Source organism: Algoriphagus lacus, from assembly GCF_003583985.1.
In the GTDB taxonomy this organism is placed as follows: domain Bacteria; phylum Bacteroidota; class Bacteroidia; order Cytophagales; family Cyclobacteriaceae; genus Algoriphagus; species Algoriphagus lacus.
On the sequence record NZ_QXML01000007.1, the window covers coordinates 106075 to 131405 of the forward strand.

Consider the following 25331-nt stretch of genomic DNA (forward strand, 5'->3'; position numbering starts at 1 on the left):
ATAATAAATGTAAATCCCGGTCATCAAGTCCGGGATTTATTTTTTTAACCGATCAGGATTTTCTTCGATGAAGGATTTCCAGCCTTCATTTCTCCCACGAGTCTGAACTCGTCCTTCATGAAAATGATGACAAAGAGCTACTGCAAGTGCGTCAGTGGCATCCAGGAGTTTGGGTAGTTCGGTAATTCCCAACAACGTTTGCAACATAGCTGCCACCTGTTCTTTGGAAGCATTACCGTTTCCAGTTACGGATTGCTTGACCTTTTTTGGAGAATATTCGGTGATGGGGATTTCTCTGGAAAGTGCCGCAGCCATGGCTACTCCCTGCGCCCGTCCAAGTTTAAGCATTGACTGCACATTTACTCCATAAAAAGGCGCTTCCAATGCAACTGAATCCGGTGCAAACTCATCCAAAATCCCGCTGATTCGTTCAAAAATCTTCTTTAGCTTCAACTCGTGAGTTTCGTATTTTTTGAGGTGAATGACCCCGTACTGAAGAATTTTGTACTTTTTACCTTCCGTTAGGATTAGCCCATAGCCCATTACCGTAGTGCCAGGGTCGATTCCTAGGATGATTTTTTCCTTTGCCTCTTTTTTAAGTTCTTTACTCACCTCCGCAATTTAGCCGAAAAGATGATCAGTTTTTACCTAGTTTGGGTTCTGTGCTATTTTGTTTTGCTCCAGCTTTTTGTGAAAAAGTGGCCCCTCCTTCCAGAGAAGCCATTTTCAGAAGATCCGGTTTTGAAAGTCACCTTGTTGATTCCATTTCGAAATGAGCAGGGCAGCGTGTCTGGGTTAGCTCATGAGTTGGGAAAAATCCGTTATCCGGACTTGGAGATTATTTTGATCGATGATCAAAGTGAGGATGATTCTTTTTCCCTTTTTCAAGAAAAACTGAAGTCAGATCGTAGAGTGAAAATACTCCGAAGTCCCGGGATCGGTAAAAAAGCAGCCTTGGAATTCGGCGTGGGAAAAGCCTCAGGGGAAATTGTAGTGTGCACGGATGCCGATTGTTCATTTCCTGAAAATTGGATACAAAACTTAACTGCTCCTTTTTACAACCCCAAAGTGCAGTTAGTCGCGGGACCTGTACTTACTTCGAAGCAAGAGACATTTTTCCAGCGGTTTCAGCAGATTGAGTGGTCCAGTATCCTGTTATTGACTCACTATTTCTTCAGTCAAAAAAGCCCCTTGATGTGCAGCGGGGCGAATCTGGCCTATCGGAAATCCGTGTTTTTTAAAGTCAATGGCTTTGACCAAAACCGGCAATTTTTGTCTGGGGACGATGAGTTTTTACTAAAGAAAGTCGTCAAAATGTTTGGTTCAGAAAGCTGTCTTTATTTGCCGTTTGCTCAAGTTTTAGTCCTGACTCAGCCCCAAGTTGATTTTTCTTCCTTACTAAATCAACGGGTCCGATGGGCTGGGAAATGGCGTGCACATGGTGAATTGACACATTCATTATCTGCGCTTTTTCCTTTTTTGGTCCAGCTGATATGGATTTCAAGTTTCTTTTTGTTGACACTTGGATGGAGGGAGATTCTTTTCTTTCTGCTGATTTGGTCAGGGAAGATCTTGTCGGAAAAATTGGCACTGGGCCATTTGCTGGGAAGTTTAGGGGTCCGCTATTCCGTTTTGGATTTTATCGGAACAGGCTTTTTACATCCTTTTTATGTGATTGCGGTCGGTTTTAGGTCTTTTAGGGGAAATTTTACATGGAAAGGACGCACCAATTGAAGAATGCTTAATTTAGCTTTTGAAACTGAAACCATGAGCGACGCGGAATTTGACCTGCTTGATGAGCTGTATTTTGTCCAACCTTACCACTACCTCAAGGAAACCTTGGGATGGGAGGATGAGCGTTTATTGGAAACCTTGAGCTCCCTTTATCAGGAGGGTTTCGTCAAATGCATGACAGAACCGGACCGGGAGCTTTTTGATCAGGTGGATATTTTCCGAGAAGGTAAAAAGCTGATGTTTCTCGCAACCAAAAAGGGCCTGATGGCTCACAATGCGCTATAAACTTTGATCGATACTACCTATAAATACCAACGTAAGGAACTGGAGTTGAAAGCACTCCTGGAGATTACTCAGGCGATTAATGAAAATCAGTCAGAGGCAGTCTTGGTAAATATATTCAAATTTACCTGTCTGGTTCACCTAGACATCAAGGCTCTGATTCTCTATGTATCAAAGGAGGGGGTGTTTGAGCGAAAAATTTCTCACGGAGTGAAGGGTAAGATTCCAATTAGTTTGGATTCCTCTCAGGTGACGGACCAAAAATCCTCGGGTCAACTTCATATAAAACTAAGTGACGGATACACCTTTGAAGAGCTGGAGACCTATCTGCCGGTATACCATAAGGACAAAATGCTTGCTATTCTGTTTTTGAAACGGAAGTCGATGGAGTTGGAGTTGGATTTGGACTTTACCCAAGCCCTAACAAACATTCTGGTAGTTGCCTTGGAAAACAAGCGGTTTGCAAGACAGCAACTCGAACAGGAAGTACTGAACCGAGAGGTTGCCATAGCATCCCAAGTGCAGCAAATGCTCTTCCCCGCCTCTCTTCCTAATTCAAAGGAGTTGAAAGCCAAAGTCACTTATTTCCCTCATAGTATGGTAGGAGGGGATTATTACGACCTCATCCGAAAATCGAAGGAAAAAGTATACTTCTGTATTGCAGACGTGTCGGGCAAAGGAATTGGAGCAGCTTTGCTGATGTCCAATTTCCAAGCTGCCTTACGGACCTTATTGCGTAGTGATGCGGAATTTGGGGTGATTATTCAACAGCTTAACTATACACTTTTTGAAAACACCAAAGGGGAACGGTTTATTACCTTCTTTTTGGGTGAGTACGATTTTAGTACTAAAACTCTTCGATACGTCAATGCCGGGCATAATCCTCCTATTCTTTGCTGGGGCAAAACTGACAAGACCGAGCTTTTGGAAGCGGGGACGACCATTTTGGGAGCTTTTGAGGAATTGCCTTTTATGGAAATCGGAGAAAGAAAAAACCTTGATCAGTTTACCATTCATTTATACACGGACGGCTTGACCGAATCCATGAACCCTGAGGAAGAGGAGTTTGGAGAGGACAGGTTCCACAATTTTGTGGACGAACATATTCAAGATGACCCAGAGGAATTTCATCGGGATTTTCTGGAATTGATGCAGAGTTTTTCAAGAAAAATTCCCCTTAGGGATGATTTGACGCTGCTAAGCCTAAGATTCAGTTAATCCATGGTTTGGCATACGGTACCCAAGTTTGTCCAAGGGCTATTCCCGAATAGAATTTGGGAAGGTGATCCAACCGGAAAACGAGTTTACCTCACGTTTGACGATGGTCCTGTTCCGGGGATTACAGATTTTGTGTTGAATGAACTCTCGAAACGAAATCAAAAGGCGACTTTTTTCATGGTGGGAGACAATGTACGTAAGCATCCTGCCCTCGCCAATGAGGTACTGGCACAAGGCCATCAGATCGGAAACCATACCTTCAATCACCTTAAAGGATGGGATACAGCGGACTCAGTTTATCTGGATAATGTCAAAAAATGTGATTTGGTTTTTGAAGAAGAGCTTGGAGTAGGCACTGACCTTTTTCGTCCGCCCTATGGTTTGATTAAAATCTCACAGGCAAAACCTGTATTGGAATCCAAAAGAATCATCATGTGGAATGTCCTGACAGGGGACTATGACCGATCCATATTGCCTTCTGAAATCCTGAAAAAAAGCATTCAAATGACCCTTCCGGGAAGTATCGTTTTATTTCACGATCAACAGAAGACCAGTGAGGTATTGCCCAAAGTTTTACCGCAATATCTTAATTTTTTGGAGGATAATGGGTTTAAAAGCGCTTTGCTATGATTTCAGCATGGCTAAGTGTGGTAGTAGGAATCCTTATCCTACAGTATATGTTTTTGACCTTTTTATTAAAGAGTAATTGGAAAAATCACCAAAAGCAGCTCAAGGTTTTTCCTCATGTTTCGGTTTTGGTTGCAGCCAGGAATGAAGAGAAATTCTTACCTCAACTCTTAGCAAGTCTGGAAAAACTGGATTATCCGGTGGATAAGCTCCAAATTCTCCTTGCTGATGACCAAAGTCAGGATGATACGGCGCAGGTGGCAAGAGATTGGATTCAAAAGGGAGCTAACCGAAAACTAATTTCCATCCAATCCGATCAAGTCGGATTCTACCAAAAGAATGGGAAGGCCAATGCCTTGGCGGTTTTGGCCCAAGAAGCCACAGGGGAATATTTCTTCTTTACTGATGCAGACTGCGAAGTTCCTCCAAGCTGGATTCAGGAAGGAGTAAGCTGTTTTGGTGGAAAAACAGGGATACTCATTGGGATTACACAAGTCAAATGCCTGAATTTTTTTGAGAAAATGCAGGAACTGGAATGGTGGAATACGCTTGGGATAGTCAAGATCGTCACAGATTTGGGCTTGCCGACCACAGGCTTGGGCAATAATATGGTAATCAGCAGAGACACGTATTTTAAAAGCGGCGGCTTTGAAGGGATTCCTTTTTCCCTGACAGAAGATCTGGAGATTTCCAAAGCAATAGTGAACGAGGGTTTTGAAATCCGGCATCAGGTTAGTGATTTTTTTTTGGTCAAAACAAAAGCCGAAAGAAACTGGAAGTCACTCCTCAGTCAACGAAAACGCTGGATGTCCGGAGCAATGACGCTTTCAGTTTACTGGAAAATTTTGCTGGGGTTTCAGTTTTTCTTTTTTCCTGCGGTGTTGGTTCTCATAGGATTAGCTTGGAAATTGGGTGTAATCCTTTGGGGGTTGAAAATTGGAATTCAGAGTGTTTTTTTGAGTTTTTTCGCAAAAAAGGCAGGTCAAAAAATTGGGATTTTACCCTTGTTGTGCTTTGATTTTTACCAGATTCAAAGCCTTAGCCTGACGATTCTTTATTACTTTTGGCCCGGGCAAACGCAATGGAAAGCCCGGAATTACCCATGAACCTTATCGATACCCACGCTCATATTTATTCTTCAAAATTTGATTCCGATCGGGATCAGGTCATCGATGAAATTAGAGAAGCTGGGATTGAGCGGATTTTCATGCCCAATGTAGATGTGGAGACAATCGACCGCATGTTGGACTGCGAGTCTAGGTACGGTGATCTCTGTATTCCGATGATGGGGCTCCATCCCTGTGATGTCAAGGAAGATTTTGAGCAGCAACTTTACGTGATGGAAGGCTGGTTGAATAAGCGTCCTTTCGCGGCTGTGGGAGAAATCGGCACTGATTTGTATTGGGACAAAAGCACATTTGATATTCAGGTAGAGGCCCTGAAGATTCAAATTGGATGGGCAAAATCTAAAAATCTTCCCATCGTATTGCATTGCAGAGAATCCATTGATCAGACCATTGAAATTATTGAGTCAGCTCAGAATGGATCGCTTACCGGTATTTTTCATTGTTTCACCGGAACTTTAGAACAAGCAAAACGAATTACAAAACTTGGGTTTTTATTGGGAATCGGCGGAGTCGTGACCTATAAAAATGGAGGACTGGACCAGGTAGTTCCTTTTATCGGTTTGGAAAATCTGGTTTTGGAGACAGATGCACCATATTTGGCACCTGTTCCCCATCGGGGAAAGAGAAATAGTCCGGCCTATTTGCCGCTTATTGCCCAGCGAGTAGGAGACTTACTTCAGATTTCTTCCGAAAAAGTAGCCGAAGTGACCAAGTCGAATGCATTAAATTTATTCAAGGAGATCAAGAAATGAACTATAAAATCGTCCGTCTAAATACCGGTCTGAAAACCGGAAAAACCGCATCGGTTTTGATCATTTATACCGGTGGTACCTTGGGTATGGCCTATGATGATTCCGGCGCCTTAGTTCCGTTCAACTTTGGACAGATTTTGGAGAAGATACCCATCCTTTCCAATATGGATATCGCAATCACGGTGATTTCCTTTCCAGAGCCCATTGATTCGTCCAATGTGACCATGCGTCACTGGATGGATATGGCCTATATTATTTATGAAAATTACGATAGCTACGATGGCTTCGTCGTACTGCATGGCACGGACACTATGGCGTATTCAGCCTCCATGCTTAGCTACATGCTGAATGGATTGAATAAGCCAGTGATTTTTACAGGCGCTCAATTGCCAATATCAGCCATGCGATCTGATGCGAGGGAAAATCTGATGACTTCGTTAGAAATTGCAACCGCCAAAATCAACGGTAGACCCATTGTGCCTGAAGTTTGCATTTTTTTTAATCACATGCTCCTTAGAGGCAACCGCTCAAAAAAAGTTCAGAGCATACACTTTGATGCTTTTGAATCCTCTAATTACCCTTCATTGGCAGAGGCAGGGATTGTGATTGATTATAATACAAACGCAATTCGGCCATTTGAACCTAACCGAAAATTGGTAAATAAAAACAAGCTTGATAACCGGGTAATGATATTGAAGCTTTTTCCCGGAATCACAGACAAAATCATGGATGCCTGCTTTAATATCGAAGGATTACGAGGTGTTGTTTTGGAAACCTATGGTTCGGGAAACAGTCCGTCGGAGTCCTGGTTTATGAAATCCTTGGAGCGAGCAATCAAAAAGGGCTTGATCATACTCAACGTGTCTCAATGTAATGGTGGGCGTGTTATTCAAGGAAGGTATGAGACCAGCAGAGAATTATTGGAAGTTGGGGTAGTAAGCGGTGCTGACATGACTACAGAGGCAGCAGTCACCAAGCTCATGTTTTTATTAGGTCAGAATTTTTCCAGAGATGAAATAAGATTAAAGCTAACCCAATCTTTGGCAGGGGAGATCACTGCGTGATTTTTCCATTGAATTTTGGGAAGGGGTTTGGAATCGGCAGGAATAATAATTTTCTTTGCACTCCGAATCGCAAAACAGCGAAAAATCAACACAGAGAGGTGTCCGAGTGGTTGAAGGAGCACGCCTGGAAAGTGTGTATACTCCAAAAGGGTATCGAGGGTTCGAATCCCTTCCTCTCTGCAATAAAACCAGCTTTAGAAATGAAGCTGGTTTTTCTTTTTTTGGGAGTTTAATTAGTTTCAGTTTTAAAAAATCGGATTCAATTGAAAATCAACTAGTTTAAAAGATAATATTCACAATAAGGTGATGATTTGAGTATTTATCACTTAATTTAAACAATCCTGTTTTGATTGTTCCATTCAATCCATTCATGTAAAAATTGCCCTAAATTCGATTTAAACACGGGATTCTTTCAAAAAAGTTAAAAGACCCCATTGTTTTTTGAATTTAAAAAATCATAACTTTAAAACTCGATTTTAATCTGGAAACCATTTAACCTTTATCAAAAGTCTATTTAAAAAACACATTATGAGAAAGTTAATCGCTTTGTTCATGCTTGCAGGTATCATGTTTGTTCCTGTTTTCGCTAACGCACAAGAAGCTCCTGCAGACTCTGCTGCAGCTGAAGCTACCCAAGCAGTAGAAGAACCTGCTGCATCTCCTACAGTTGTTGACGACGAGATCGTTGCTGAGGAGCAAAGCTTTCACCAGTTGATTAAGGAGAAGTTTATCGAGGGTGATCCTTTGTACATGACTCCAGTATTGCTTTGTTTGATCTTTGGTCTTGCAATTGCATTGGAGAGAATTATCACTTTGAACCTGGCTACAACCAACACCAAGAAATTGTTGTTGAAAGTAGAAGACGCACTAGCTTCAGGCGGTGTTGAAGCAGCTAAAGAGGTAACTAGAAATACCAAAGGTCCAGTAGCTTCGATCTTTACTCAAGGTCTGATGAGATACGCTGAAGGTATTGACATGGTAGAAAAATCAATCATTTCTTACGGTTCTGTTGAAATGGGTCGTTTGGAGAAAGGTTTGATTTGGATCTCTCTTTTCATCGCTCTTGCTCCAATGTTGGGCTTCTTCGGTACTGTAGTCGGTATGATCTTCGCGTTCGATACCATCGAACAAGCTGGTGATATTTCTCCAACTATCGTAGCAGGTGGTATCAAAATCGCCCTTTTGACTACTGTAGCTGGTTTGATTGCTGCAATGATTCTTCAGTTGTTTTACAACTATCTAGTTTCCAAAATCGACTCTCTTGTAATCGATATGGAAGATGCTTCCATCTCTTTGGTTGATATCTTGGTTAAGCATAAATTGACCGGTAAGTAATATCCAGTTAATTAAATTGCTCATTTAATTAAGTTTATAAACCTTTGAAAATATGGATACTTACGATATAATGCTTTATGCCACCTACGCGCTAGCCGTAGTTGGTACCCTATTGTCGATAGTTTTGCCTCTTATAAAGTCTTTGGACGATCCCAAAGGTTTGATGAAGTCTGGCTTGGGTATTTTGGGTCTTGCAGTTTTATTCTTCATTTCATACTCTGTTTCTGGAAATGAAGTACTGCCGAAGTTTGAAGGTGATCCTTTCAACTTGACTCCTGGTATGTCCCAAACAATTGGTGGAATGTTGGTATTGACCTACGTGTTGTCAGTAGTAACAATTTTATCAATTTTTGTATCAGAACTATTTAAAGCTGTTAGATAAAATGGCAAAAAATAAGAATAGAATGAGTAATGAGATTAACGCAGGCTCGATGGCTGACATTGCCTTCCTGCTGTTGATCTTCTTCCTCGTTACCACTACGATTGCTTCAGATAAGGGTATATTAAATATCCTTCCTCCGAAGCAAGACCCGAATGTGCCACCACCAGACATCAAAGTTAACGAGAGAAATATTTTCGCTATTTTGATCAATGCGAACAATGATCTGTTGGTGGAAGGTGAATACAGGAGGACAACAGATGACTTGGACAAAGACATCAAAGAATTTATTCTGAATTTTGGTGATCCAGATGAGGAAGCTGTTGCCTTGTTCAATTCTCTTCCGGCTTCTCTTAAATCTCAAGCTCTAAGGAGACCTGAATCATCTGATCATCCTGGTGAAGCGGTAGTTTCTATTAAAACTGACCGTGGTACCAGTTACGAGCTTTATCTTGAGGTATTTGATGCGGCTAAGAAGGCTTATTTTGAAATCTACGCTGAGCGAGTTGGCCTGACGGCTGATGAATATAGAGCTCTAACCGGCGATGACGAAGCTTCTAAGGCACTTCAAGACAGAGGAAAAGAAGGAATTCCGATGGCTATTTCGATTGCTGAACCAAATAAAATAGGAGGGAATTAAGATGTCAAAGTTTGCTAAAAAACCGAAACCCTTACCAGCTGTATCTACAGCATCTCTTCCTGATATTGTCTTCATGTTGTTGTTTTTCTTCATGGTGACAACAGTTTTGAGGGAGCAAGATCTATTAGTTGAACAAAAGATCCCGCAAGCAACTCAGCTTCAAAAGCTTCAGAACAAAACCTTGATTTCTTACATCTTTATCGGTAAACCAAAAAATACTGGTCTATACGGTTCTGAGCCTAGGATTCAGGCAAATGATGTTTTAATTGGTACTCCAGATATCGTTCAGTGGGTAAACCAAGAAAGAGATTTGCTTCCTGAAGCGGATAGAGGTTTGATCACTATTTCGATGAAAGTGGATAAAGATGTTAAGATGGGTCCTGTTTCTGATGTTCAAACTGAACTCAGGAATGCGGATGCTAGACGTGTACTTTACGCCTCTAGTACAAAAGTTCCCAATTAAGATTTCAATCCTTATATTTAAAGCCATCCTGGGTTCAGGGTGGCTTTTTTATTTTCCTCCAATGAAATTTATCTTAAGCAATAAATCTAAAGTCCAAGGCGCGTGGGCGATGTATGACTGGGCCAACTCCGTTTACAGTTTGGTTATCACTTCCACTATATTTCCAGTCTATTATAACAGCGTCACTAAAGGTGTTGATGGATCTGATAGAGTCAATTTTTTTGGTTGGGAAGTAGTTAACACAGTACTTTATTCTTATTCTATTTCATTTTCATTTTTGGTAATCGCGATTCTCTCACCATTACTTTCTGGCATAGCTGATGCCTCTGGAAATAAGCTCTTTTTTATGAAATTTTTCGCGTATTTGGGATCCGTAGCCTGCATTGGATTATTTTTCTTTGATGGGAGTAATCTTGAGTTTGGGATTTTATGCAGTGTTTTGGCAAGTATTGGTTATGCTGGTAGTATTGTGTTTTATAATGCTTACCTACCCGAAATCGCTGATGAGCATGAATATGATTTTCTAAGCGCTCGAGGTTTTGCACTTGGCTACATTGGAAGTGTAATTTTATTAGTCTTTAACCTTCTGATGATTCAGTTTCCCGAATCGTTTGGAGTGCCGGAGGGAAGTTTTGCAGCTCGTTTTTCATTTTTGATTACCGGGTTATGGTGGGCAGGTTTCGCTCAAATTCCATTTCGAATACTTCCTAAAAATCCCTACCAAAAGATAATTTCAAGTAAGTTTTTTTTAAAGGGTTACGAAGAAATTCGTTCAGTTTTTCAGGAAGTCAAAAAGATCCCAGTTATGAAGCGCTTCCTGGCTTCATTCTTTTTCTATTCCATGGGGGTTCAAACTGTTATGTATCTGGCGGCATCCTTTGGTGATAAGGAGTTGGGAATGCCAGGAGATCAATTGATACTAACTGTATTGATAATTCAATTTGTGGCGATTGGAGGAAGTTATCTCTTCGCTTTTATTTCAAAATTTTTTGGCAATAAAATCAGTTTGATGATCATGGTTTTGATATGGATTGGCATCTGCGGCGCTGCATATTATGTCTATTCAGTATACCAGTTTTATGCCTTGGCGTTTGTAGTAGGTATGGTAATGGGTGGGATTCAGTCTCTTTCCAGATCTACTTTTTCAAAACTTATCCCCGAGGAAACTACAGATCATGCATCCTATTTCAGTTTTTATGATGTAACTGAAAAAATGGCTATTGTCTTGGGGACCTTTACTTACGGTGCAATTGAGCAACTTACAGGGAGTATGCGAAATAGTGCTGTTTCCCTTGGCGTTTTCTTTTTGGTGGGTCTTGGTTTTTTGTTTTTGGTCAGTATACCTAAAAAGCTTCTTTCGCCAAAAACCATCTAACTATGTTGAAAATTCTCTCAGGCAATCAAGTTAAAAAGTTGGACTCAGCTCATTTAGAGCTAAAAGTAATTTCAAGTTTTGAATTGATGGAGCGTGCTGCTGTGGGATTTTCCAATTGGTGGAAATCAAAGCTTTTCTCAAAGAATCTTCCGGTTTTTGTTTTTTGTGGAGCAGGAAATAATGGTGGTGATGGATTTGCTATAGCCCGATTGCTTCATAAAATGGATTATACTGTTTCAGTTTTTAAGTGTTTCGAAGACAGAACATCCTTAAGTGAAGATGCAGGTAAAAACTATGCTCTGCTTTCGGAAGGGATTGAAATAAAATCATGGCAGGAATTTGATCCTACTAGGAAGGGGATTTTGATCGATGCTTTTCTTGGAGTTGGTTTTAAAGGGGCTTTGAGATCCGATGCAGAAGGTATTATTGAAAAAATTAATTCTTTTACAGGTAAGATTATTGCTGTTGATATTCCAAGTGGATTACCCTCAGATGATGTTTTGAAGGGCAATTGCGTTCGGGCAAGTATAACGGTAACCTTTGCTTTTCCAAAGTTGTCTTTGCTTTTCCCTGAGCATGCAAGAAATGTTGGAGAAATAGTATTGGTGGATATTGGGATTTCGGATGGGGAATATGATTCTTTTTCGAGTTCTTTTTTCTATTTGAGGGATAGGGATATTTCCGGATTTCATCGGGAGTTTCATCGGTTTTCCCATAAAGGTGATTTTGGGAAAGTTTTGCTTATCGGAGGAAGTAAAGGGAAGATGGGAGCGGTAGTTCTTTCCTCAAAAAGTGCCCTTCGTACAGGATCTGGATTGGTATCTTGTAAAGTGGATTCCGAGGAGAGGCTTATCCTCCAAACCGCCGTTCCGGAAGCCATGTGCAGATTGGAAGAAAAGATTGATTATCGTGAATTTGATGCAATAGGAGTAGGTCCTGGATTGGGAACAGAAGGTAAAACAGCTTTGCTGGAAGATCTATTTGAGCGGTATTCCAAGCCCTTGGTTTTGGATGCTGATGCAATAAACCTCTTAGCTTTGAATCAGCATTTGATTCCTATGATTCCCAAAAACAGTATTCTTACGCCTCATTTGGGTGAATTTGATCGGCTGCTAGGCACGTCTGTCAATCACTTGGAAAGACTTGAAAAGGCTTTCCTTTTTTGCAAAAAGTGGGGGTTGAATTTGGTGATCAAGGGTGCTAATTCAGTGATTTGTTTGGCTGATGGTCGTCAGATTTTCAACTCATCAGGTACGAAATACATGGCTACGGGTGGCTCGGGAGATGTGTTGACAGGTATACTTACTTCTTTTCTAGGTCAGTCTTATTCTCCTGAACAAGCACTCATTTGTGGTGTTTTTCATCATGGATTAGCGGGAGAACTTGCAGGGAAAATTAAAAGAAGGGGCACAATTGCTTCGGATATTATAGAGGCTATTCCTGACACATTCATTCAGCTTGATATTTCTTGATTTATTTTGGAATTGGATAAACTTAAATTTTCCAGGAGGGGTTTTCAAACCATAGATTTTTACCATGAAAAATGAAAAAGCCCTGCTCTGGACTTTAGCAGCGATTAATTTCATCCACATTGTTGACTTCATGATTCTCATGCCGCTGGGACCTCAGCTAATGAGAATCTTTGAGATTGGTCCTGGTGAGTTTAGTCTTCTCGTATCTTCGTACACCTTTAGCGCCGGTGCTTCCAGTTTTTTCGGTGCCTTTTTCTTGGACCGGTTTGACCGAAAGAAAATACTACTCTGGGTTTATGTGGGGTTTATGATAGGTACGTTAGGTTGTGCACTCTCCCCAAGTTATGGAATTCTGTTAGTAGCAAGGGTGGTTTCAGGGGTTTTTGGTGGGCTTACCTCAGCGTTGATATTGGCAATCATTGGAGACGTGATACCTAATGAGAAAAGAGGGAGTGCAATGGGGCTGGTGATGGCTGCTTTTTCCTTTGCTTCTGTTATGGGTGTTCCTTTGGGGCTGTTTTTGGCTAGCTTATCCAATTGGCAAACACCATTTTATATTCTTACTGGCCTTTCGGTGTTAAGTTTGGGAATGATTGTCCGCTTTATTCCACCTATAGCGGGGCACTTGGGAGTGGAAATTAAAAGACCTCACCCGCTTGAGGTGATTTCTCGGGTAACCAGTAACAGCAATCAAATGAAAGCCATTACACTTTCCATCATGATGATGTTTGGGCAGTTTATGATCATCCCTTTTTTGAGCCCCTTTAATGTAGCCAATGTTGGATTCAGTGAAATGCAGCTGACTTACATCTACATGGCAGGAGGCGCATTTACCATATTCACTTCTCCATGGGTAGGAAAATTGGCAGATAGGCATGGAAAGCTGAAGGTATTTACCATTTTCATGATATTGAACCTGATTCCAATCGGAATAATTACCCATTTGGGAGTCACTCCGATTCCGCTTGTTTTGATTGTTACTACGATGTTTTTTGTGACTTCCAACGGGCGATATGTTCCTGCTGCAGCGATTATTACCGGAACGGCTACTCCGGAGAACAGAGGTAGTTTCTTAAGCTTCAATTCTGCTGTGCAACAAGTGGCAGCCGGATTGGCTTCCCTTGCGGCAGGGTTGATTATTGGGGAAAATGAGTTGGGTCAATTGACCAATTTCAACATTGTGGGCTATTTGGCAATATTCTTTAGTATTCTTTGTATTCCCCTTGCCAAACGAGTAACTATTGTAAGCTAAAAACCAAAAATCCCCGGTAAAGCCGGGGATTTTTGGTTTTTAGAATTCCGCGTTTCCTGGAGTCCTAGGGAAGGCGATTACATCCCGAATATTTCCCATTCCGGTGACAAACTGAACCATTCGCTCGAAGCCTAATCCAAAGCCAGCATGAGGAGTGGCTCCAAATCTTCTGGTATCCAGATACCACCAAAGTTCTGCTTCAGGTATGTGCATTTCCTGCATTCGTTGAGTCAATCGGTCCAGCCTCTCTTCGCGCTGGGAACCTCCCACGATTTCCCCAATTCCAGGGAAAAGGATATCCATAGCTGCAACGGTTTTTCCATCCTCATTCTGACGCATGTAGAAGGCTTTGATTTCCTTTGGATAATCAGTCAGAATTACCGGTTTTTTGAAATGTTTTTCCACCAAGAAACGCTCATGTTCAGACTGCAAGTCTGCACCCCAAGATTCAATAAGGTAGTTGAATTTCTTCTTTTTGTTCGGGTTGGAATTTTTCAGGATATCGATAGCCTCGGTGTAGGTTAGGCGGACAAAGTCGTTTTCAACAACGAATTTCAGCTTTTCTATGAGCCCTAATTCACTTCTTTGATCCGCAGGCTTGGTGTTCTCTTCCTCAAGTGCTCGCTGAGCAAGGAATTGAAGATCTTCAGCACAGTTTTCAAGTGCGTACTTGATCACGTATTTTAAGAAGTCCTCTGCCAGATTTTGGTTGTCTTCAGCATCGTAGAAGGCCATTTCCGGCTCGATCATCCAAAACTCCGCTAGGTGACGGGTGGTATTGGAATTTTCTGCACGGAAAGTTGGTCCGAAAGTGTAAATCTCGGACAACGCCATTGCAGCCAATTCTCCCTCCAATTGACCTGAAACAGTAAGGTTGGTTTCCCGCTCGAAGAAATCCTGTTTGAAATCGATCTTTCCGTCCTCAGTTCTGGGAGGATTTCCAAGCTCAAAGGTGGTTACTTTAAAGGTTTCTCCTGCACCCTCAGCATCGGATGCCGTGATGATTGGTGTGTGGATATAAAAGAATCCTTTGTCATTGAAATACTTATGAACAGCAAAAGCTAATGCATGTCTCACCCGAAAAACAGCTCCAAACGTGTTGGTCCGCATTCGGAGGTGAGCAATTTCCCGCAAAAACTCAAGTGAGTGTTTTTTAGGCTGTAAAGGATATTTCTCAGGATCTGCCTCTCCTAGGATTTCAATTGTTTTCGCATTGAGCTCGGAAGCTTGACCTGAACCTTGGGATTCAACTACAGTTCCGGATATTTTCAAACATGCACCGGTACTGCATTTTTTCAGAATATCCTCAGAAATCAGGTTTGGATCAGCCACTACCTGATAATTGGTAATTATGGAGCCGTCATTGAGTGCGATGAAAGAAACATTTTTATTGCTTCTTTTGGTACGTACCCAACCCATCAGGGTGATTTCTTGTCCGATCGGGTTTTGTTCCAGGATGGTCTTGATTTTGACCCGTTTGTTGAATGCCATTAGCGATTTTTTTATCGGAAAAAAGTTCTTTTCCGGCCATTTTTTAGTGGAATGCAAAAAAACGATTAAATCACCTTTTTATCAAAAAATTGCCTCTTTTTCCTAAATTTGGTCAACTGGCTTTTTCCAAAGGAAAAGCTTTTTTAAACCCAACTAGCAGGTTTTAACTGATTTCAATGCAAAAGCTTAATCTTAGTCAATCTCTTTCTCAAAAGCTTTCACCCCAGCAAATCCAGTTTATCAAACTGCTTCAAGTGCCTACCGCCGAGCTGGATACCCGAATTGAAGAGGAGCTGGAAATCAATCCTGCACTCGAGGAGGGGAAGGAAGAAGAGACGGAACAATCCCAGGATGATGATTTTGAGGATTCCTACGATGACGACTTGGGAAGAGATGATCACGAACTCAATCTGGATGACTATCTGGATGATGAATACAGTGGGTATAAGATGCAGGGCGACGGAAATTACAATTCCGATGATGATGATCGGGAGATTCCGATTTCCTCACAAACCTCATTGCATGAACAATTGATCACTCAGCTCAATTTTTTGAAACTGGATGATCGCCAGAAGATTATTGGGCAACAATTAATCGGAAGTATTGAAAATGATGGCTATATCCGAAGAGATTTGGAGGCGATAATCAATGATTTGGCATTTAGCCAAAACATTGAAACTGATATTGACGAATTGGAGGAAATCCTTCGAAAAATTCAAACCTTCGACCCTGCAGGAATCGCTGCACGTACTCTTCAGGAATGCCTGATTATCCAGTTGGAGCGAAAAGAACATCCTGACGATCCGGTTGTGAAGCATGCTTTATTGATCGTTCAGGATTGTTTTGAAGAGTTTACAAAAAAACACTATTCCAAGATCCAAAAGCGTTTGGACCTGGACGAAGAAGGTATCAAGGATGCAGTCAATCTGATTACCCGCTTGAATCCAAAACCTGGAGGGGCTTCCGATGGGTTGGTCAGGACACAGTATATCATTCCTGATTTTATTTTGACCAATAACGGAGGCAAGCTGGAAGTCAGCCTGAATTCCAAAAATGCTCCTGAACTGAGGATTTCAAGATCTTATGCGGACATGTTTGATGCATATGACAAGAGTGATAAGAAGGATAAGAAGTTGAAGGATACGGTCACTTTTGTGAAGCAAAAACTGGATGCGGCAAAATGGTTTATTGATGCCATCAAGCAGCGACAAAACACGCTGTTGAGGACAATGGAGGCGATATTGAATTACCAAAAGGAGTTTTTCATTGACGGTGATGAAACCAATCTGCGCCCCATGATCCTGAAAGATATTGCCGAGCGAATTGACATGGATATTTCTACCGTTTCCAGAGTTGCCAATAGCAAGTCCATTCAGACGGAATTTGGAGTCTATCCTTTGAAATACTTTTTCTCAGAAGGAATCGCTACAGACAGTGGGGAAGATGTAAGTAATCGCGAAGTGAAATCCGTATTGCAAGGGATGGTAGATGCAGAAGATAAAAAGCGACCGCTTTCTGATGACAAGCTGGTGAAAATGCTGAATAAATTAGGCTACAACATAGCACGAAGGACTGTCGCCAAATACCGTGAGCAGCTTCAGATTCCAGTGGCAAGACTTAGAAAGGAACTGTAGTGCTAAGGTCGATTGCGTTGGTGATTTCGGTGGTTTTTCAGCCTTTGCTGATGCCAGCTATGGTTTATGGTTTATTGCTTTTCGCTGTACCGGAAGCTTCGAGTATTCCTGAAGAATTCAAAGACAGAATATTTTTTCTTATTGTTCTATCTACTTTACTTATCCCAATGATCACCATTATTGGTCTTAGAATCAGCGGAATGGTGAAAAGTTTGCATATGCCGGAAGTTCAGGAACGAAGGGTTCCTTTTTTGATTACCACTGCATTCTATCTGATGACAACTTGGTTTTTATACCAAAAGACAGATATGGATCCAGTTCTTTGGCAAAGTTTGGCAGTGATTTGTGTGGCTGTAATATTCCTCACAATCATTACATTTTTCTGGAAAATGTCCGCTCATATGACAGGACTGGGAGGATTGCTAGGGGTAGTTGTGGTGTTGGGAAGTAAATTCCCAACGTTTGAAGTTGTTTATCCACTCTTGGGAGCACTTATTCTTTGTGGTATTGTAGCTTCTTCAAGACTATTGCTTCAGGCCCATAAGCCGGTTGAGGTGTATGCAGGATGGCTAGCAGGATTTGCCATTTGTTGGATTGGTTTTAATCTGATTTGGGTATAAAAAAAAGACCAGGTTTTTGCCTGGTCTCTCTGCAGATTTGAGTTTTTTTAGAAAACTGTGACGGCTAGTCCAAAATTAATTTGGCTTGATTGGTTTGCGAATGGTCCCCGACCGGCTTGCCACATGTCATTAAGGAAGAAGTTTCCCCATACATAGAAACCTGGAGATCCTGCTTTGACTGAAACGGCATATCGGATTTTTTCCAAACCGAAGTTTTGGGAGTCTTTGATTTTCCGTTTATCGTATTCGGCAGATTCGTATTTGATTTTTGTATGGGCTTCATAGAGGAATCCTACTTTGCCGCCAACGCTTATCCTAAAGCTTTTACTGTAATTATTCTTGTTAAGGTGATAGCGAATATCAATGGGGACTTCCAAGTAGTTTGCTGAGAAGTTGTTTGAAATGAGGTTGATGTTTTTTCCGTATACATCAGAAACCTCAGTCAACTTGGAAGATTCCGGGCCTAATAATGGGTTAATAAAAAGATTCTTAGCACCGTCAAATTCCAATTTATCAGATCCCACACCGAATCCTGGGTTCAGCGTGAAGCCCGAGCCTTTTCCGAAAAGATTTATTGGGAATTGGTAGGAGGCATTGAAAGTTCGTGATCCAAGGAAATCAATATCCAAATCTGCTGGTCGGTTGTTCAGTTGATTGAAACCAAACTCAAAATTCAAATCACTTGGAATATTTGGGCGACCACCAATTGGAGTTTTCGGTTTAGTCTCGGAATCCTGTGCCTGCACAAATTGAAAAGCCAAAATTGCCAAGGACAGTGTTAATAATTTTTTCATCAAAAGAATATTCTTTTCTGTGGAATGTGGGCAAAAATATAAAATCCTCAAGGATTTACCCCTCTCAGCCTCTTAATTATTCTTAAGGCCTGGGGATTGTGAAGAAGTAGAATCCTAAATTTCTTTGATCCGTGTATTTGCATAAAAAATATTATTGGGTACTTTTGCAAACCCATTCGGCCTCGTAGCTCAACTGAATAGAGCACCTGATTACGGCTCAGGAGGTTTCAAGTTTGAATCTTGACGAGGTCACTAAGCTCGGTCTTTCAGATCGGGCTTTTTCTTTTTAGATCAAGTTTTTTATTAATCTCTGGAATCAGACTATTTTAGAGCAACATCCCACTGATTATGTATCGTTACTTTCTTTTTTTCTTTTTGGTTGTTCTTGGTTCGTGTGATGAACTGATAGAAGTTTTACGCTTCGATGGGCCCTGTACCATTCAGATGAAGGATGGAAGCACCATAACCACTAAAGAAAGCATTGAAATCCTCGAAAGTACCGGAACCATCACCTATAGAGATGATGAAGGAAGACTTTGGTCCGTGACGACAGATGAATATGAAAGTTACGTTTGTGGCAATTAATTCACACTGTCTACAATTAATACCCAATCATTTCCTCTGCCAGAACTAGGAGGAATGACTTCCACTGAATTTTTACGGTCGATTGGATTGTCTCTGACAAAGCTTACACCTGTTCTTGGGTCATACCACTTCAGCTGAAATTTTTCGCCTTGGAGGGAGGAAAAATTTAACATTGTTTTTTTGCCGGTGGGAAAATAGATAAAGGCATACGAACCATCCCGGGAGCGGGTAGCTGATACAAAATGGTCATCATCTAACTGACTGTCTAGAATAAGATTTTGGTCGGGTATCCTTTCAAAGTAATTTCGGCTAAGGAGTAGAGACTTGAGATGTTTGACTTGATTGGCCACCTCCAGATCGAGGGATTGATGCCAAGGTTTCAAAGGTGCATTTACAGGTTGTTTGTCCAAATCATACATCTGCCAGACCGCATGACATCCGTAAGTTTGGCCAGCAGCACCTGCGAAAACATTCCAATACATGATTTTTCGGATATCCGTTGCCTCACTGTAGCCCAACTCTTTTGCATTGAAACACTTCGGGTGCTCTTCATACATGGGCTCCCCGTCGATGGTTGGTTTTTGGGGTGAAAGGGCCAAGTCATGGGCTATTTTTTGATAGATAGGCTGATTGGGGCAATGACCCGTCTGATGCATGTTGAAACTCAGCCAACCTGCTTGGTGAAACCAGTTGCTGCTACCACCGGGTTCGGTGGGTTGAGGGTGGAAGGTTATCAAAATCGGGTTTTCTGGATTTTGGGTTTCCAGGATTCCCTTGGCCATTTGATTCCAAACCTCGATGTCCTGAGTGTTTTCCCTTGGATTCCGATCTCCTCCCAAAACCCAAATCAGGTTCTTTCTATCCTTATATCTTTTCCCGATCCACTTTCCATAGGAATAAGCAGTTTCAGGAGTGAAAATTTCCGGACCGGTCCCCCATGAGTTTTTGAAAAGCTTATCTCCCCAGGTAGGGAGCAAAGCAATATGAATATTTCGTTCCAAAGCCAAATCCAAAATTCTGTCAACATGACTGAAATAGGCTTCGTTATACTCCCAGGTTTCCAAATTCAAAAATGGAGTATCTCCATTTGCATTTGGAGAGTGAATTCCATCCAATTCAGCTAAAACTACAGCTTGGATTACATTGAAGCCCTGTTCCTTTCTTGTTTCCAAATAGAGCGTTGCCTGTTTTTCATCTAGTCGATGAAAGATTTCCCATGCTGTATCAGCCATCCAAAAGAACGGCTTTCCTTCCGCCGTCATCAGATATCGGTTTTCGGGATGGATTTGGATTGGGCCATTTATTTCTTGGGCATACATTCCCAATGATGTCAATAGACAAAAGAAAAGTGATTTGAATTTTTTCATAGTTGGAGCAAAAAAAAGCAGCCCGAAGGCTGCTTCTGGAAATTAATGTGCTGCTGCACCGGCCGGCTTGGAGCCTTTTTGCCAGATGAAGAAGATGATAAAGAGTACAATCAGGATACCTGGGAAAAGGAGCATTTTTTGTAAAGTCTCCTGACCTGCAGCAAGTTCAAGTGCATCTCCAGCTAATCCAGCAGCGCTTTGAGTAGCTCTTGAGACATCAATCCATCCACCGATGATCGGTTGGAAAATAGCTGTGGAGAACATCCCAACTCCACCAATGATGGACATGCCAAGCGCACCACTAAGTGGAACACGCTGTGCTACTGCACCCACCATTACTGGCCAGAAATAACAAACTCCAATCGCAAAAACCAAGGCGGCAACATAGGCCATTGGTCCTGTGACGGTACTGAAAAGGAAAATTCCAAGAGATGCGAAAATCGCTCCTCCCAACAAAACACCTGTTTGACCTAGAGCCTTTACAACTGGCCCAGCAAAGAATCTACCAATGGCCATAACGCCTGTGGTCAGTGCAAGGATTAGCATAGGACTTGCACCGCTGGCACTCATGATCAATCCTACCCACTGCTGAGGCCCGAATTCGGAAATGGCTGTCAGAGCCATACATACAAACAGGAATATGAATACAGGGCTAAACATTGCCTTGATATTGCTTCCTACTGAAGTTGCAGCTTCCACACTTGGTTTAGGGAAAGTTTTTCCAAAGAATAAGACTGCATAAGCAACAGTCGGGATCATCATCACCCAAATCTGAGCTTCCCAACCCATATTGGCATCTGTCATGAATTTGGAAATCAAACTTCCCAAAACAATTCCTCCAGGGAACCACATGTGGAACCTGTTGAGCATCTTGTTTAGGGTGGTTCCGGAATACATGTCTGCAATCATGGGATTACAAGCAGCTTCGGTACATCCGTTTCCAAAACCGATAAATAAGGTAGAAATCAACAATGTAGTGTACCCATCAGCATAGATGGTCAGTAGAATTCCCAGCGTGTGAGTGACAAAAGCAATTCTCATAATGTTGGCTGGCCCTACGATATGGTAGAAAAGCCCTCCCAGAATCATGGAAATCGGAAAGCCGAGAAACCACATGGAATTAATAAAGCCGAGCTGTTCGGCAGTCAGGCCGAACGTTTCTCCCAGCTGAGGTAGGATACCTGCACGGATTGCGAAGGTAAAGGCGGTCGTAATCAGCGCCAGACAGCTTGCATTGAAGAGGGCGCTCCGATTGATGGTTTGGGTCATAGATGAGTGCTTTGGATTTTGGGTTGAATAAAACACAGGTTTGAAACGGTTCAAAATAGAAAAAAAAAAGGATTTAGCTTTCCCGTGGTAAAAATTATTCCGTGAACGGAAGATGGCTTTAAGAAACCTGAAATGGGAATTGGGCAGGATTCTCTTACTTTGAGAAGGGATGCCTTTCGTTCCGATTGAATTGGCCTAATTCAGTAAAAGCCTCTATAGCCCAATCTGGTGATAGATTGAGTGTTCAAAAAAATCAATCAATAACGAGTATTGATCCTAATTGCTCTTTTGAAATGTTTTTCTCCAAGTTTTTAAAATTCAGTCGGTAGGCGTAAGATCCTGGCGGGATTTTTTGTCCATCAAAGTAACCATCCCACAGACAAGTTGATTCTTCCGTCAGGAGGTCAGTGTTTTTACAATGGAAAATTACTTCACCCCACCTGTTAAAAATCCAAACCTCCAATTCATCAATCAGGTAATTGGTATAAATCAGGAAAGGTTTTTCAGGATTTCCAGGTTGGATAGCATTCGGAAAAACAGCCCTAAGCTCGCACTCTTCTTCTGTGATAAAAGTGGTCTCATAAGCGCAACCTTCCGTGCTGTAAACGATCACTTTGTAAGTTCCAATTTGTAATGGTTTGAAGGTAGGCGAATTCCCAACCAATGCATCTTCAAAGTACCACTCATATTGGGCGAAGTTTCCCGGGTTTAGCGTTGGAGCGATCTCATAGCGAGGACAGACTTGGTAGCTTTCTTCCAATGCCGGTCTTACTTGGTCCGAACTTCTGAGGACCAAAACTTGGTCTCTGCCAAGGATGCAATTGAAGCTGTTTCTGACGATCACTTCATAGGTTCCTTCCCTAGATGCCAGTATTTCCTTTTTGTTTGTTTCTGAAATAAGCTGAATCCGATTGTTGTTGATGTCCGTAAACCACCATTCAATGGTAGAGATTTCTGTGAAATCGGCATCCACTTCCAAGGCCGCATTGGGCTGGTCTGGACACAAAGGACCTGCGATTATTTTAGTCGCAACCTGTAGTACGGGAATCGCCACTTCAAAACTTTGAGGATCAATCTTGCATGGAATCGAACCTTTAGGCTGGACTTCCAAGGTGAAGGTTCCATAGGTGGAAGTAGTAAATACAGCGGAACTTCCTACTAGATTTCCGGCTGGATCCCTCCAAAAATAATCCACCTGATCGGGAGCGTAATTATCTACCTGGGCCTGATATTCATAAATCCCTTCGCAGGAAAGATTATTTAAGACCGGTTGAAACTGTACTGGCGAATTGATAGTGACTTCAAAGGTTTTTTGCTCCGGGCACAGAGGTCCTTTGATGTCAGGGTCGTAGCCCAATATGGTATAAAGACCTGCCTGGTCAATTGTGAATGCTTCGTTCCAGCTTTTGGTTTCGACATTGCCGTCAGGGTAGATGAGCGAAAATTCCAAAGGAGAGGTGCTTTGGGGAATAAGTTGGTATGGGTCACAAATAGAAAGATTCCCAGGAATATCAAACGTGACTTTATTCGGAATCAAGTCAACTTGAATAGTGCTACGCCCAAGTTCACAGTTTTTTTCAATCGAGGGGATTATGCTAAAAACAGAGGCCTCATAAGTTCCCGCGACATCCACTGTAACTTCTTTCCGATCTCGGAATTCCGGTAGTTCAGTTATTTGGCCTGTTTCGTCAAATCTTCGCCATTCGATATCGGTGACTTCCTCCGGATACGTGGTGCTGAGATTAATCACCGCTCTTGGCCCAAATTCACAAAGTTTGGTTGATTCTAAGCTGACATCGACAGAAAGCACAGGTTCTTTTACAACAAATTCCTTTGGGGGGATGGGGCATGCCTCACTGTCGGCCGGTTGTACATCCAACTTGTACGTTCCGTAGGAGAAGGGAAATAGGAATTCTCCAGTACCGACCAGTTCATCCTTTTCATTATACCATGAAAAAACCACTTCTTCCGGAGCCCTGTCTTTTATTATTGCACGGTATGTCTGATTTCCGAAACAATCCTGTTTGATCAAAAGTGGTTCAAAATCTACCGGAGGAACCAAGGTCACCATCAATTCTTTCAGGGTAGGGCAAATGTTCGATTGACCCGGTAATACACCAACTAGCGTATGCTTGCCTGCTTGCGTGATAGAAAAAGCTTCCCCCGCTTTTTGAATTTCCACGGTCCCATCTGGAGCAGTAAGGGTGAATTCCAATGCTTGGGAGGTTTCAGGAATAAAATCAAAAGACTGACAGACCGATAGAGATTCGGGAATAAAAAACTCTACCTGATCAAGATTTGGGACTACCAATTCTTCAACCTGGGGCAAAGAGCAAAGATCTTCGTCAAATATTTCAACAAAATAAGTACCTCCAGGTACGGTGACAATGGTTAATAATCCCGGGCTAAGTTTCTCCTCCAGGACCACTGCCCCTCTTTCATTTATCAGGCGGTAAGAAACTCCCGTTGATGGTCCGTTCAATAATGAAATGGTAAACGCTCCGTCTAATTTCCCGGTAGGTGTGCAGACTTCGGGTTTGATATCGAGGATTTCAAACTCCAAATTTGGGGGTGGATTGTCCAAAGGGACCACAGTACCAAGAGAATTTGCACATGAACCAAGACTTCCGATCACAGTGTAGGTGCCGGATTTTAGATTGGGAATTTCAAAAATATCACCAGGGGAAAGAGAAATACCTGAAGGACTTTGGCCATCGAGATAGATTCCTTCCAAGGGAGTGATTGCTTTTATTCGGATTGTACCATCCGGCGTATTACAACCGGAGGAAATGATCGGTTCAAGGATTTCAAATTCAGGTTTTGGAAAATAAGTAAATGAAATGGATGATTCAGGCAAACAACTTGCGTTTCCATTATTTCCTGCTTGAAAAAAAACCGAATACTCACCGGTAGTGACCAGATCAGAAATTGGGTTTATTTTAATCGTGGTGCCTGTTCCTATGGATTCCTTTAAAGGTTCATTTTGTTTCTGGATAAACCATTCTCCATCAATTGGAGGCTCAGTAGAAAAGACAATTTCCTCATCCGGACAAACGGACGTTGAAGAGGAAACCAAAGAAAAACCAGTAGCAATCGAAACACTGGTAGTTAGTGTGGTGAAACATTCATTTTCACCTAAACTGTTTTTGAAGAAAAAGGAAACTTCATAGTTGCCTGCCTGATTTACTTTTTGATTGTTTTCTGCTCCAATTAAAACTCCGGATTCATTCCGCCATTCAAATTCATAAGAGGAAAAATTAACACTTGTTGTGGGATCAATTGCTTGTAGCTCTATCTCTTGATTTTCACAGATTTGATAGGAGGACTTGAGCACGATAATTGGCCCGGGAGAAACTTCAACGTTCTTTGAAAAAGTACCGATTGGCTTTCCTCCTCTACTCACCTCCAGCTTGACTTGGTGAACTCCAGTTATTGAAAACGTGTAACTGATCGTCTGAAATCCTGCTCCTCCGGTTCCTTTGAAAAGGGATTGGCCTGCCGGACCTAAAATCTCCCAGCTATATACATCCTTGGCAGGATCGCCTCCTCCAAAAAAGTCACCGATTACACTCCCGAAAACATTGCAGAGCCTATCAGGGCCAGTAAGTTCCGGATCAATGAATACCGGATTTACAGATGTGAAAGGGAAATTTTCCCCGAGCCGATCAAACAATAAAATACCAGCCCCTCCAGTAAATGCCAACAGCATAAAGAGGGAAAAAATAAACAGTATTCTGGAAAAAACTTTTTTCAATTGATTTGGAAAAACTGACTACGGGGTTACTAAATTACTGATTTTTAGCCCCTCAAAAAAATGACTTGGGTTAATCAGTCCTTCTGATCGACCCAAT

The 25331-nt window shown here is 41.8% G+C and carries 23 protein-coding genes and 2 tRNA genes; 19 read left to right on the plus strand and 6 right to left on the minus strand.

Annotated features, from left to right (window positions below; translation table 11 throughout):
• Window positions 1–36: 36 nt before the first annotated feature.
• Window positions 37–612 carry a crossover junction endodeoxyribonuclease RuvC gene (ruvC, locus tag D0X99_RS14500; RefSeq protein WP_119478562.1) on the minus strand — a complete coding sequence of 192 codons (576 nt, stop codon included), beginning with the start codon at window positions 610–612 and terminating at the stop codon, window positions 37–39.
• Between the two features lie 21 nt (window positions 613–633).
• Between ruvC and D0X99_RS14505 the strand changes: the two genes are divergently transcribed.
• The 15 genes from D0X99_RS14505 (at window position 634) to D0X99_RS14575 (ending at window position 13720) form a co-directional block, all read left to right on the plus strand.
• Complete coding sequence (locus tag D0X99_RS14505; RefSeq protein ID WP_119478563.1) at window positions 634–1734, plus strand: glycosyltransferase; 1101 nt, start codon at window positions 634–636, stop codon at window positions 1732–1734.
• Window positions 1735–1767: 33 nt separating this feature from the next.
• A complete protein-coding gene (locus tag D0X99_RS14510; protein WP_119478684.1) occupies window positions 1768–2019 on the plus strand; it encodes a hypothetical protein in 252 nt (83 codons plus the stop codon).
• A 3-nt stretch (window positions 2020–2022) separates the two neighbouring features.
• A complete protein-coding gene (locus tag D0X99_RS14515) occupies window positions 2023–3234 on the plus strand; it encodes a PP2C family protein-serine/threonine phosphatase (RefSeq protein WP_199708104.1) in 1212 nt (403 codons plus the stop codon).
• Between the two features lie 3 nt (window positions 3235–3237).
• Complete coding sequence (locus tag D0X99_RS14520; protein ID WP_119478564.1) at window positions 3238–3864, plus strand: polysaccharide deacetylase family protein; 627 nt, start codon at window positions 3238–3240, stop codon at window positions 3862–3864.
• Entirely contained in the window at window positions 3861–4967 is a 1107-nt protein-coding gene (locus tag D0X99_RS14525) for a glycosyltransferase (protein ID WP_119478565.1), read from the plus strand. The genes D0X99_RS14520 and D0X99_RS14525 overlap by 4 nt, the downstream gene beginning before the upstream one ends.
• The gene (locus D0X99_RS14530; protein WP_119478686.1) at window positions 4964–5740 is read left to right on the plus strand and encodes a TatD family hydrolase; all 777 of its coding nucleotides are present in this window, start codon (window positions 4964–4966) and stop codon (window positions 5738–5740) included. Before D0X99_RS14525 ends, D0X99_RS14530 begins: the two co-directional genes overlap by 4 nt.
• A complete protein-coding gene (locus tag D0X99_RS14535) occupies window positions 5737–6804 on the plus strand; it encodes an asparaginase (protein WP_119478566.1) in 1068 nt (355 codons plus the stop codon). Before D0X99_RS14530 ends, D0X99_RS14535 begins: the two co-directional genes overlap by 4 nt.
• Before the next feature lie 92 nt (window positions 6805–6896).
• Window positions 6897–6984, plus strand: a tRNA-Ser gene (locus D0X99_RS14540).
• 348 nt (window positions 6985–7332) lie between these two features.
• Window positions 7333–8139, plus strand: a complete 807-nt coding sequence (locus tag D0X99_RS14545) for a MotA/TolQ/ExbB proton channel family protein (RefSeq protein WP_119478567.1) — start codon at window positions 7333–7335, stop codon at window positions 8137–8139.
• A gap of 52 nt (window positions 8140–8191) precedes the next feature.
• A complete protein-coding gene (locus D0X99_RS14550; RefSeq protein WP_119478568.1) occupies window positions 8192–8521 on the plus strand; it encodes a hypothetical protein in 330 nt (109 codons plus the stop codon).
• Window position 8522: 1 nt separating this feature from the next.
• A complete protein-coding gene (locus D0X99_RS14555) occupies window positions 8523–9158 on the plus strand; it encodes an ExbD/TolR family protein (protein ID WP_119478569.1) in 636 nt (211 codons plus the stop codon).
• Window position 9159: 1 nt separating this feature from the next.
• Window positions 9160–9621, plus strand: a complete 462-nt coding sequence (locus tag D0X99_RS14560; RefSeq protein WP_119478570.1) for an ExbD/TolR family protein — start codon at window positions 9160–9162, stop codon at window positions 9619–9621.
• Between the two features lie 61 nt (window positions 9622–9682).
• Window positions 9683–10996 carry an MFS transporter gene (locus D0X99_RS14565; protein ID WP_119478571.1) on the plus strand — a complete coding sequence of 438 codons (1314 nt, stop codon included), beginning with the start codon at window positions 9683–9685 and terminating at the stop codon, window positions 10994–10996.
• A gap of 2 nt (window positions 10997–10998) precedes the next feature.
• The gene (locus D0X99_RS14570; protein ID WP_119478572.1) at window positions 10999–12468 is read left to right on the plus strand and encodes an NAD(P)H-hydrate dehydratase; all 1470 of its coding nucleotides are present in this window, start codon (window positions 10999–11001) and stop codon (window positions 12466–12468) included.
• A 64-nt stretch (window positions 12469–12532) separates the two neighbouring features.
• Window positions 12533–13720 (plus strand): MFS transporter, encoded by a 1188-nt coding sequence (locus D0X99_RS14575; protein WP_119478573.1) that lies wholly within the window; start codon window positions 12533–12535, stop codon window positions 13718–13720.
• A gap of 39 nt (window positions 13721–13759) precedes the next feature.
• Here the strand turns inward: D0X99_RS14575 and asnS are convergent, their stop codons facing one another.
• Window positions 13760–15211 carry an asparagine--tRNA ligase gene (gene asnS / locus D0X99_RS14580; protein WP_119478687.1) on the minus strand — a complete coding sequence of 484 codons (1452 nt, stop codon included), beginning with the start codon at window positions 15209–15211 and terminating at the stop codon, window positions 13760–13762.
• 176 nt (window positions 15212–15387) lie between these two features.
• Between asnS and rpoN the strand changes: the two genes are divergently transcribed.
• Both rpoN and D0X99_RS14590 read left to right on the plus strand, forming a co-directional pair.
• On the plus strand, window positions 15388–16845 hold the full coding sequence (gene rpoN / locus D0X99_RS14585) for an RNA polymerase factor sigma-54 (RefSeq protein ID WP_119478574.1): 1458 nt from the start codon (window positions 15388–15390) through the stop codon (window positions 16843–16845).
• Window positions 16845–17465 (plus strand): PA-phosphatase, encoded by a 621-nt coding sequence (locus D0X99_RS14590; protein WP_119478575.1) that lies wholly within the window; start codon window positions 16845–16847, stop codon window positions 17463–17465. Before rpoN ends, D0X99_RS14590 begins: the two co-directional genes overlap by 1 nt.
• A 47-nt stretch (window positions 17466–17512) precedes the next feature.
• On the opposite strand, the gene D0X99_RS14595 is transcribed toward D0X99_RS14590, so the two are convergent.
• On the minus strand, window positions 17513–18259 hold the full coding sequence (locus tag D0X99_RS14595; RefSeq protein ID WP_119478576.1) for an outer membrane beta-barrel protein: 747 nt from the start codon (window positions 18257–18259) through the stop codon (window positions 17513–17515).
• Window positions 18260–18437: 178 nt separating this feature from the next.
• Here D0X99_RS14595 and D0X99_RS14600 point away from each other — a divergent pair.
• Window positions 18438–18511: transfer RNA gene (locus D0X99_RS14600), tRNA-Arg, on the plus strand.
• A 96-nt stretch (window positions 18512–18607) separates the two neighbouring features.
• Entirely contained in the window at window positions 18608–18844 is a 237-nt protein-coding gene (locus D0X99_RS14605; protein ID WP_119478577.1) for a YgdI/YgdR family lipoprotein, read from the plus strand.
• On the opposite strand, the gene D0X99_RS14610 is transcribed toward D0X99_RS14605, so the two are convergent.
• The 3 genes from D0X99_RS14610 to D0X99_RS14620 all read right to left on the minus strand — a co-directional run bounded on the left by D0X99_RS14610 (window position 18841) and on the right by D0X99_RS14620 (window position 25234).
• Complete coding sequence (locus tag D0X99_RS14610) at window positions 18841–20211, minus strand: glycoside hydrolase family 140 protein (RefSeq protein WP_119478578.1); 1371 nt, start codon at window positions 20209–20211, stop codon at window positions 18841–18843. The genes D0X99_RS14605 and D0X99_RS14610 overlap by 4 nt on opposite strands.
• Before the next feature lie 42 nt (window positions 20212–20253).
• Window positions 20254–21480 (minus strand): MFS transporter, encoded by a 1227-nt coding sequence (locus D0X99_RS14615; RefSeq protein WP_119478579.1) that lies wholly within the window; start codon window positions 21478–21480, stop codon window positions 20254–20256.
• Between the two features lie 253 nt (window positions 21481–21733).
• Entirely contained in the window at window positions 21734–25234 is a 3501-nt protein-coding gene (locus D0X99_RS14620) for a T9SS type B sorting domain-containing protein (protein WP_119478580.1), read from the minus strand.
• Between the last annotated feature and the right edge of the window lie 97 nt (window positions 25235–25331).

Coding starts and splice junctions, on each gene's coding strand:
- D0X99_RS14505 (WP_119478563.1), top strand. CDS start 634: ATGATCAGTTTTTACCTAGTTTGGGTTCTGTGCTATTTTGTTTTGCTC.
- D0X99_RS14510 (WP_119478684.1), top strand. CDS start 1,768: ATGAGCGACGCGGAATTTGACCTGCTTGATGAGCTGTATTTTGTCCAA.
- D0X99_RS14520 (WP_119478564.1), top strand. CDS start 3,238: ATGGTTTGGCATACGGTACCCAAGTTTGTCCAAGGGCTATTCCCGAAT.
- D0X99_RS14525 (WP_119478565.1), top strand. CDS start 3,861: ATGATTTCAGCATGGCTAAGTGTGGTAGTAGGAATCCTTATCCTACAG.
- D0X99_RS14530 (WP_119478686.1), top strand. CDS start 4,964: ATGAACCTTATCGATACCCACGCTCATATTTATTCTTCAAAATTTGAT.
- D0X99_RS14535 (WP_119478566.1), top strand. CDS start 5,737: ATGAACTATAAAATCGTCCGTCTAAATACCGGTCTGAAAACCGGAAAA.
- D0X99_RS14545 (WP_119478567.1), top strand. CDS start 7,333: ATGAGAAAGTTAATCGCTTTGTTCATGCTTGCAGGTATCATGTTTGTT.
- D0X99_RS14550 (WP_119478568.1), top strand. CDS start 8,192: ATGGATACTTACGATATAATGCTTTATGCCACCTACGCGCTAGCCGTA.
- D0X99_RS14555 (WP_119478569.1), top strand. CDS start 8,523: ATGGCAAAAAATAAGAATAGAATGAGTAATGAGATTAACGCAGGCTCG.
- D0X99_RS14560 (WP_119478570.1), top strand. CDS start 9,160: ATGTCAAAGTTTGCTAAAAAACCGAAACCCTTACCAGCTGTATCTACA.
- D0X99_RS14565 (WP_119478571.1), top strand. CDS start 9,683: ATGAAATTTATCTTAAGCAATAAATCTAAAGTCCAAGGCGCGTGGGCG.
- D0X99_RS14570 (WP_119478572.1), top strand. CDS start 10,999: ATGTTGAAAATTCTCTCAGGCAATCAAGTTAAAAAGTTGGACTCAGCT.
- D0X99_RS14575 (WP_119478573.1), top strand. CDS start 12,533: ATGAAAAATGAAAAAGCCCTGCTCTGGACTTTAGCAGCGATTAATTTC.
- asnS (WP_119478687.1), bottom strand. CDS start 15,211: ATGGCATTCAACAAACGGGTCAAAATCAAGACCATCCTGGAACAAAAC.
- rpoN (WP_119478574.1), top strand. CDS start 15,388: ATGCAAAAGCTTAATCTTAGTCAATCTCTTTCTCAAAAGCTTTCACCC.
- D0X99_RS14595 (WP_119478576.1), bottom strand. CDS start 18,259: ATGAAAAAATTATTAACACTGTCCTTGGCAATTTTGGCTTTTCAATTT.
- D0X99_RS14605 (WP_119478577.1), top strand. CDS start 18,608: ATGTATCGTTACTTTCTTTTTTTCTTTTTGGTTGTTCTTGGTTCGTGT.
- D0X99_RS14610 (WP_119478578.1), bottom strand. CDS start 20,211: ATGAAAAAATTCAAATCACTTTTCTTTTGTCTATTGACATCATTGGGA.
- D0X99_RS14615 (WP_119478579.1), bottom strand. CDS start 21,480: ATGACCCAAACCATCAATCGGAGCGCCCTCTTCAATGCAAGCTGTCTG.